This window comes from Methanosarcina spelaei (assembly GCF_002287235.1).
GTDB classification, from domain to species: Archaea; Halobacteriota; Methanosarcinia; order Methanosarcinales; family Methanosarcinaceae; genus Methanosarcina; species Methanosarcina spelaei.
Genome location: NZ_LMVP01000082.1, coordinates 1 through 9424, shown reverse-complemented (window position 1 = coordinate 9424; position 9424 = coordinate 1). Strand labels below are relative to the sequence as shown.

General features: G+C 40.9%; 7 protein-coding genes. 2 read left to right on the top strand and 5 right to left on the bottom strand.

Annotated features, from left to right (window positions below):
* Positions 1 to 112: 112 nt before the first annotated feature.
* On the top strand, positions 113 to 502 hold the full coding sequence (locus ASJ81_RS06010) for a molybdopterin dinucleotide binding domain-containing protein (RefSeq protein WP_095643699.1): 390 nt from the start codon (positions 113 to 115) through the stop codon (positions 500 to 502).
* Between the two features lie 2 nt (positions 503 to 504).
* Positions 505 to 1854: a formylmethanofuran dehydrogenase subunit B gene (locus tag ASJ81_RS06005; protein ID WP_095643698.1), complete on the top strand. Its 1350-nt coding sequence runs from the start codon at positions 505 to 507 to the stop codon at positions 1852 to 1854.
* 199 nt (positions 1855 to 2053) lie between these two features.
* On the opposite strand, the gene ASJ81_RS06000 is transcribed toward ASJ81_RS06005, so the two are convergent.
* From ASJ81_RS06000 to ASJ81_RS05980, 5 genes are all read right to left on the bottom strand, one after another.
* On the bottom strand, positions 2054 to 4726 hold the full coding sequence (locus tag ASJ81_RS06000) for a phosphoenolpyruvate synthase (RefSeq protein ID WP_095643697.1): 2673 nt from the start codon (positions 4724 to 4726) through the stop codon (positions 2054 to 2056).
* A 525-nt stretch (positions 4727 to 5251) separates the two neighbouring features.
* Entirely contained in the window at positions 5252 to 5572 is a 321-nt protein-coding gene (locus tag ASJ81_RS05995; protein ID WP_095643696.1) for a hypothetical protein, read from the bottom strand.
* A gap of 543 nt (positions 5573 to 6115) precedes the next feature.
* Positions 6116 to 6763, bottom strand: coding sequence for a histidinol phosphate phosphatase domain-containing protein (locus ASJ81_RS05990; protein WP_095643695.1), 648 nt, complete (start codon positions 6761 to 6763; stop codon positions 6116 to 6118).
* A gap of 171 nt (positions 6764 to 6934) precedes the next feature.
* Positions 6935 to 7726 carry a 23S rRNA (uridine(2552)-2'-O)-methyltransferase gene (locus ASJ81_RS05985; protein ID WP_095643694.1) on the bottom strand — a complete coding sequence of 264 codons (792 nt, stop codon included), beginning with the start codon at positions 7724 to 7726 and terminating at the stop codon, positions 6935 to 6937.
* A gap of 290 nt (positions 7727 to 8016) precedes the next feature.
* Positions 8017 to 8745 carry a YoaK family protein gene (locus ASJ81_RS05980; protein ID WP_095643693.1) on the bottom strand — a complete coding sequence of 243 codons (729 nt, stop codon included), beginning with the start codon at positions 8743 to 8745 and terminating at the stop codon, positions 8017 to 8019.
* Positions 8746 to 9424 lie beyond the last annotated feature (679 nt).

The following is a 9424-nucleotide window of genomic DNA, read 5'->3' as shown; positions in this document are numbered from 1 at the left end:
GAGCTAATAGGCGAATTCAAGAAATTTACAGGAGACTATGCGATCAGCAAGCGAGCAAAAGGAGCGCTTTACGTGGTTGCAGATGCAAACCCTGAACTTTGAGGTGAGAAGCATGGAAGTAATACTCCTTACCGGAAGTACGATTAATGAAGGCAAGCTTGCCAAAGGGGGTAACAAGTTCACGGATGAGTACACCATGGAGTGTGTATCTTGCTGGATTTCGCCTGTGGATTTTGTGTCGCTCTGCTCTCCTTCTAAAGTAAAAGTAACAAGCGAGAACGGAAAGCATTCAATTGTAGTTTATACGAAATGTACGGATGCAGTCCAGCCAGGGCAGGTGTTTATGCTAAGGGCCATCTGGTCGAATGTTATTATCGATCCCGATACCCATTCTACGGGTTCACCTCTCTATAAGGGTGCCCCGGTAACAATTGAGCCCACTGATGAAGAGGTTCTTAGTGCAGAAGATGTAGTATTGAAAGTTTATATCGGAGGGGAGTGAGTATGATTCACAAAAACATAATCTGTCCGGTCTGTGGGGCAGCCTGTGATGACATCCAGGTTGAGTTCGGAGACGGAAAGATTGAAGCGAAAAACGCATGTAAGATGGGAAATGCCAAATTTCAGGAAGTTGTAAGCTCCCACAGGATCATGCAGCCTCTTATAAAAATTGAGGGAAAACTGACCCCTACTGCCTGGGATGAAGCTCTTGAAAAAGCTGCCAATATCCTTGTTTCGGCAAAGCGGCCCCTGCTTTTCATGGGCAGTGAGACATCCTGCGAAGCGCATGAAATAGGGCTCAAGATAGGGGAATACCTTGGTGCAATTGTCGATTCCAATTCTACTGTCTGTCACGGGCCGACAGCCATGGGAATTCAGGAAGCTGGGAAAGTCGGTGCAACCGAAGGGCAGAAAAAAAACAGAGGAGACCTTATAATTTACTGGGGAACAAACCCTCTTGAATCCATGCCAAGACAGATGTCAAGGTACGCAGTCTTCCCGAGAGGTTACTGGACAAAACGCGGACGTTTTGACAGGACAGTTATCACTGTAGACCCGAGAAAAACTCCTACAACTCAAGCTTCCGACCTGCATGTTCAACTAAAACCTGGTTCGGACTTTGAACTGATAAGTGCACTTCTCACCCTACTCCATGGAAAAACTCCACATCACTCAGTAGAAGAGATTACCGGAGTTCCCATCCCTGTTATGGAAGAGATGCTCGATATGATGAAGAGCTGTAATTTCGGAGCCATTATAGTGGGGCTCGGTCTTGCTTCTTCAATGGGGAAGTACAGGAACTCCGAAATTGCCATGAATCTCGTAAAGGAACTGAATAACTATGCCAAGTTCACCCTTGGAGCTATTCGAGGCCACTGCAACGTTGCAGGCTTTAACCAGGTAGCTACCTACATGTACGGCTACCCCTTCGGGCTTGACTTCATGCGTGGACACCCGCGTTATAACCCTGGAGAATTCACGACCGTGGACGTACTTAGAGAAAAGGACGTAGATGTAGCCTTTGTTATGTGTGCTGATCTTGTATCCCATATCCCTGCAGATTGTGCGGCTTACCTTGCCAAAATTCCAATGGTCTGTATGGACATTGCTCCCTGTCCAACGGTATCTGCTTCGGATGTCGTACTTCCTGGAGTTATTGATGCTATGGAATGTGACGGAACCTTCTACAGGCTCGACGATCTACCGGTGCATTTCGAACCTTTCACAAGTTCACCTTTCGAGTTCACGAAGAGTAACGAAGACACTTTAAAACAACTCTTTGAGAAAATTAGAAAAAAAAGAGATCAGGCTATTTCTCTTCCTTCCATAAATAAGGAAGAAAAACTGATATAAACCACATAATTACATTCTCTTAAAGCAATATTCCACCTGAACCCTTTCCTTGATTTAGTTTTAAGAGGTACTGTTAAGGATGTAAGAGGTACTGTTAAGGATGTGACTTAAGGGAAAAAGAGAATGTAAAGTTGTTTGCAGTACATTCTCCTATTCCCTCCTTTTTTAATAAAGTGCCTGATTAAGACTCTTTATTTTTTCATTTCAGAACCTGTACAAAACCCCTTGTACCGTCAACACGGACATACTGGCCGTCTTTTAAGATTTTGGTAGCATTTTCGATACCTACAACTGCAGGAATACCATACTCCCGCGCAATTACAGAACCATGTGTCATCATACCACCAATCTCCACTACCAGAGCCTCAACAGAATAAAACAGGGGAGTCCAGCCTGGATCAGTAAAAGGCGCTACCAAAATATCCCCTTTATTCAACTTTGCGGCTTCGGGTTTGAGAATAACCTTGACGTATCCCTCTGCAACCCCTGCTGAAACAGGAGTTCCGATTAAAGCACCTTTTGGAGCCTCAACATCGCTCCTCACACCTGTAATGACTTCTCCTTCGCTGGTCATAACCCTGGGAGGCGTCATCTTCTGGTACTGTTCATAGGCTCTTTTACGGGATTCTATAAGTTCCTTCAGGTTCTCATTAAAACGTTTATCTAATAGTGCCACAAGCTCATCAAGGTATAAATAGAACACATCTTCTTCTCTTTCCAGAATCCCTCGTTGATGTAAAACTCGTGCCTCTGCAAGGATAGCCTGCCGATAGATATCAAAAAACCGAACAATGACATACTTGGGAAATTCACGCAAGCCTGTGGAATTTCGATAAATGAAAAGAAGCCTGGACATTAGTCTTGCTTTGAAGTTTCCGGCAGGAGTATTTCCAATACGATCCAGAAGTTTTTGTATAGCTTCCTGAGCTTCTTTCCGGCCCTGTCTGAAACGGTCCCGATGTTCACCGGGAGCATTACTTTTTATGTGGTTTATAATAGACGGAACAAGCAGGGTAGGAGCTTCCCACCACCGAATGTTTGAAATATCAATTTCACCCGGGCAGCGCATGCCATACAGTTCCATGAACCTATCCAGCTCGGCCCTGAATATATCTCCACCTTTTACTTTACCGAGACCCTGATAGAAAGTGCGGTCTTCAGCCCTTTCCAGATAAGCTATCACTTCAGGATATTTTCGTGCCGTATCGGCCAGGTCACCAATCATTAACCCCATCTCACCAGTTACGTTTCCAGGAGAGGATTTACTCAGAATGTCAACATCAAGGTCTTCACCCAACCACAACCTGGCCAGACGATTCGCAATGGGCAGGGCAATGAACGGTAATAGTACGTACATCATGCTGCCATTAAGTTCCTGTAGCAGCTTTCTCATACTTTCCTGAACCCTTTTAATCCGCTCTGGCCCTGAAACCTGCATGATGCTATGTCTATATTTATCTATTATATGTTCCAGAGGAGCTGTGGCTCGCTCAATGATACCTGAGGGATCGAGGAAGAGTAAATTGTTAACAATAACCGGAATACCCTTTAGATAGAGCGGAAGCATCGGTTTGAACAATTGAAAAACCTGTTTCGTTGTGTCTTTGTTTGCTTTTGCCTCCTGTTGAAATATCTTGCTTGATACTATTTTCACCAGGGCATCTCTCATTAGTTCGTCCACAATAGCAATTCTCCAGATAAAGTAACGCCGAAAAGTTTTATTGTACAAAAGAGTGGTGACGTCGAAAAAAAGTCTATCTCCTGCTTCTGTTATTACTGGATTGGGAAAAGATACGGAGTCTTTTCCAATGGGAAATATCCCCCGAAAAACAGAAATTCCCATAGGTCTCATGGCATTTGTCATCATTTGCAGGTGAGCAACCGACAAAAATACATGAAGTTTATTGTCATATACTTTAGGAATCGGATAAAGAGAGGTGATAGGGCGACTTTGTAAAATATAGAACTTATCCCCTGCCAAACACCACTCAACATCCTGTTCCGAACAATAGTGCTTTTCTATTTTTTGGCCGAGTTGGGCCAGCTCCAAAATTTTATCATCAGATAGGGCCTGTTTTTTTTGGAGTTCAGGAGCAAGTTCTCTGGTTATTGTTCCCCCTTCTGTGACCGGATAAATAGCTATCTTCTTTTCTGCAATTTGCTTTTTGATAATCTTACCCTTGAGGACCTGATAGGAGTCGGCTGATACAATTCCTGAGACCAGAGCCTCACCCAACCCAAAGCTGGCATCAATGGAGATAATATTCCTGTGCCCGGTGACAGGGTCCACAGTAAACATAAGCCCGGAAACCTCCGGAAATATCATTTGCTGCACCACTACGGACAAATAAACCGAACGGTGACCAAATCCATTTTTAATACGGTAGATTATTGCCCTGTCGGTAAACAGAGAACTCCAACATTTCCGTACAGCCTGAAGGAGTTGGTCTATTCCTTTTACGTTCAAATATGTTTCCTGCTGGCCGGCAAAAGAAGCAGTCGGTAAATCTTCGGCTGTGGCACTTGACCGAACGGCATAAGCCCTTTCTTCCCCCAATACTTTCCATGCATCAAGAATAGAGAGTTTAATTGTTTGAGATATTGGGATAGTTAGTAAGTGGTCTCTGATCAGCTTTCCCAGTTTAATGATTTCTTCCGGTTGATCCGGTTTCAACTGATCAAGCAAATCAAAAAATCTGTCCATCTCACTACTTGCTGCAATAAAATCACGATAAGCCGACGTTGCAATGCAAAATCCAGGAGGGACAGGAAATCCTGCCTTGACCATTTCTCCCAGATTAGCACCTTTTCCCCCTACCTCAGACAAATTTGTCCTATCGACTTCATTAAAGTGCATTACATAAACGCTCATATTATAATACACCTCAAAAAATGAAATCTTGATTTTTATATACTTTTGATGTTATAACTTTGAGTTTTATGAATTTTGATCTTTATATAATTTGATTTTTATAATATATTTTATATATAGTACTATATGGGTTTTGCCCTTGCAGTCCTTGAGTTATTGATCAATTCTGTAAAATGAGCACAATCCCCCGATGCTCCGTTTTGATTCAAAAGATATAACGTTGACATTGCAGCAAATAGACTACACCAGTATATCGCAACAAAAAGATCAAATCAACATACTGCAATAAATATATCAAATCAATAAACTGCACAACAAATATATCAAATCAACATACCCCAAGAAACAAATTACATTAATATAATTGTAGGAAAATATCATTGTGGGGTTGTAGTTGACAAGAATAAATTGATGATATCGATTTTAAAAATAATAAAAAGTCAAGGTGAAAGTAAAAGTTGTTATCTGACTAATTACCTTCATCTTTGTCAAAATAGTTTGGAAACTATTTTCCAACTAATCAAATTATGACATATTGCTTGAGTTTTCTGCCTGAGGAGCTCCTTCAGGAGGCATTGACATGTTACCTGGAGCTCCTGCTGGAGGCATGGAACCGTTAGCTGACATATTACCAGGAGCTCCTTCAGGAGGCATGGAATCGTTCCCAGGTGGCATCTGACCTGGGTTTTCTCCTCCTGGAGGCATAGTATTATTAGCTGACATATTGCCTGCATTCTCTTCTTCTGCAGGGGCGGTAGTGTTGGATGACTTATCATCAGCACATCCTGACATTGCTACTATTGACATAAGTAACAAGCCAATTACTAAAAAGCTCATCTTTTTCATTCTAGTACCTCAGATATTATGGAACTTTAACTCTCAATCTCAAGGAATTGTATCTATAAGTCCTGAATTTTCAATATCCGTAATCCAATTTGGGGAGTTTTGGAGTTCACTGCAAATCCAAATCTAACGTATTACATAATATAGACAGTTAGATCTTTTGAGGTGAAACATCCCATCGAGAATATTGAAAATTCAGTTATATAGAAGACCGAGAGTTTAGTTATAAAGTACGCTAAACATTTAAGATAGCATTTACTTTTCGAAAAGAAAATGCCACAAACACTAAAAAACCTTTTTGTATTTGCCAATATCCATATATTTCTTGGATACTTTTCTGTTCAATTTATTTTTTGTTGAGATATCGAACGTAGATCTAAGATCCATTTTCTCTTTTAATATAATAAAAGCTGAATAATTTGAAGAAATAGGAAAGTAGTAAAAATAAGGGATAATTTGAAAGGAAAACAAAAACTAATTAGGAATAAATTGAAAAAGAGAAGATTAAGAAAAAATTTGGAAAAAATAGAAAAGAATATATACAGTTTAAACGATTTCCGCTATTTTTTTCGCTGACGCTTTTAATGTTTCTCTTGCCCTTACTTCGGTAAGCCCGGCTCCCATTGCAATTTTCATGGCAGTTTCATCTGTGATGAGGTCTTCAGGGGCATGTGTATCGGTATTTAGAAGAAGAGTTGCTCCGATTTCAAGTGCAAGCCGTGCAACGTGTCCGTTGGTCCGGTTGTGTCCGTTCCTCGCTGTAATCTCAAGACAGACATTGTTGTCTTTAGCCTTTTCGACATCTTTCTCAGAGATCAGACCCGGGTGAGCCAGAATATCCACATATTCACAGGCAACGGACGCTGAATTTGTTCCGGGGGCAACTGGCTCGGAGGTGGTCTCTCCATGCACTACCACAATATCCGCACCCAGCTCTTTTGCTTTCTTTGCAAGAGGAGCTATTTTCCGTGGCGGCACATGTGTCAGTTCAACCCCGGCCAGAACGCGGATATCCCATTCACTTTCAAGGTATTTTGCTTTCTGTCCAGCTTCGATAAGCTGTTCGAGATTGGTGTAGTCGGCGTGGTCGGTAAGCGCAATGGCTTTATAGCCGTGAATAACCGCCCGTCTGACAAGTTCGCTGGGGATAAGTTCCCCGTCACTGAAAATCGTGTGAGTGTGAAGATCAATCAACCGGATCACCGTGTTTGAAGGTGTTTTTAAAATCGGGATAAACTCTTAATAATTTTACTAAAATTTTTTGTTAAATAACTATACTTAATATTTAAGCTGTATATACGACAGCTTAAATATATATGTTTTTACGAAATGCTATAGTTTATGTCATCCGGTATTTATAATAAATCATTCAGATTTTTCGGTTTTTCCAAGCCTTTCTGCGACATCTGCAAAAGCGAAGTTGGGTTTGACATCCGTTATTTTGATCCTGACTTTTTCTCCGACCTCTACTTCCTTTACAAAGACGACAAACCCTTCAATGAGTACAGCTCCGTCCCCACTTGAGCCCAGCTCCTCGATATCCATTACGAATTCATCTCCTTTGCGGAGCGGAGCTGTAAGGAATTTCTTTCCAATAACGTAGATTTCAGCACTCTGGGACCGTGACGCTTTCGGAGAATATGCGGCTGTTTTGACAAAGTTTTCCCTGACCTGTTGTAGGTAGTCGTTAAACATGTCTCCCTGGAAGACTTTTACAGCGAAATTCCCTTTAGGTTTGAGAATTTTCTTCGCACATTCCAGGGCCGAAGTCGCAAGTTCAATTGACCTTGCATGGTCGTAAGACCAGTTTCCTGAAAGGTTAGGGGCTGCGTCACAGAGCACCACATCAGTTCCTTTTGCCCCTACGATCTTTATAATCTTCTTTATTGTCGATTCTGCGTTTATATCACCCTGAATGGTCTCGACACCTTCGATAGGCTCGATTCTCTGCAGGTCTACGCCAAGGACTTTCCCTCCGGACAGTTCCTTTGCGACCTGGAGCCATCCGCCTGGGGCTGCGCCAAGATCAACAACCGAATCTCCTCTATTGATAATATGATGTCTTTCATTAATCTGCTTGAGCTTGAAGGAAGCCCTGGACCGGTACCCTTCTTCTTTTGCCTGATGATAATAATAGTCTCTTCTGTCTCTTGCCATTGCTTACCTTCCCTGCACTGAAAGCTGATATAGATTGCGCAGAAGTTCTGTCAACAATTTACTAATTTTTGTCATTAATTCACTAATCGTTATCAAGAATTACTATGTCGTAGTTAGCTATTCACTTCTCTAACTGTACTTCTCTAACTGTACTTCTCTAACTGTACTTCTCTAACTGTACTTCTCTAACTGTACTTCTCTAACTGTACTTCTCTAACTGTACTTCTCTAACTGTTACGGATTTCCTGATTTGGTTTCAGTGGTTCGTCAGCCTACTATTACTAACTCACTCAGTCTTGGATTTCAATGTTAGCATTCATATCCTTACGCTCACTATTGAATAAAATTATAGAGCATATCAGCACGATAACAGGTATCCATACTGCTTTAACCCCAATAAACGATGTAAGCAACCCTCCTAAAATAGCTCCTGCTAGAAACGAAAGGTTAATTGTAGAGTATCGAATGGTTCTGCGAGCCGATTCATCGTCCTTTTTTGTAAAAGCGATATAAGCTTCCTGTGTAGCTGAACGTAAGTTTCCAGTAACCATTGTAGTGCTATACGTAGAACCAACGAGTTTGCGAAATGAAGATATCTGAACCGAAGAAACAAAAGAAACCACAACTGTTACAATAATACTCGGGCTTGTATAAGGTATAAAACCTACAATAAAAAGAACTACAGTTTCAAGAATTAAAACTGCTCTTTCTGAATCTTTTATAAACAGGCGCATTGAAGGCTTTTTAATAATCTCGGCAACGACTACTCCGACCATAAACGCCAGAACAGGCACAGCATGAAGCACTGCCTGTCTCCACTCTCCTGTTGCAGCTTCTATGCCCATAAGTACGACATTTCCAGTCTGAGCATTGGCAAAAACCCCACCTCTTCCAACAAACGTGTAAGCATCAAGAAATCCCCCTACAATCGCAAGAAGTATTCCAAGTTCCACAGACTCAGTGGTAAAGTTATATAAACGAATTTTTCTCTCATTTTTCAATGTTAGCATCTTTGTCATTCTGAATTTTATAGCTCATATTTGAATTTTATAGCTCATATTTGAATTTTATAGCTCATATTTGAATTTTATAACTCGTATTTGAATTTTATAACTTATATTTAATAGTAATGACCCTTTCTCCTAATTATATTTAGTTTTTTTATATATAACTGATATAGTTGATGTCAAGTATCCTTATTTCCATCTTTCCCAAGTACCAAGCAACAGCAGCCATTACCTGGAAATCGTGATGAGGCAGTTGGCATCCATGTCGGTTGAGGCCACGGTGAGCCCTCAAATGTTCCCGAAGAATAGCAAAACTGCGCCGAGTATCTCTATACTGTGGCGGTCATTCTGCCAATCATCCACAATATTCTTTTCTTGCATGGATTGTGAGCTGGCAAATAAGGCTTTCGTTCCTTAGATTCCATAGTGATCCTGTCATGCAGGCATAATAAAAAATTGAAATAATTTTTGAACCTGAATATGATTATTAAATATAAATTCATTTGTATTCGGTTAAGGATTTTGAGCTGCTGATCTCGATTTCGACGGAAAAACTCAAACCCAAATGTTTAGTGTTTAAATTGAAATCGATATCAGATTCCAGTTTTGCATTTGATGAATAATTTAACAAATTTTATGAAAATCAATGCAATTGATAACGATTTTTCCTTAACCGATGACCAATGAATAT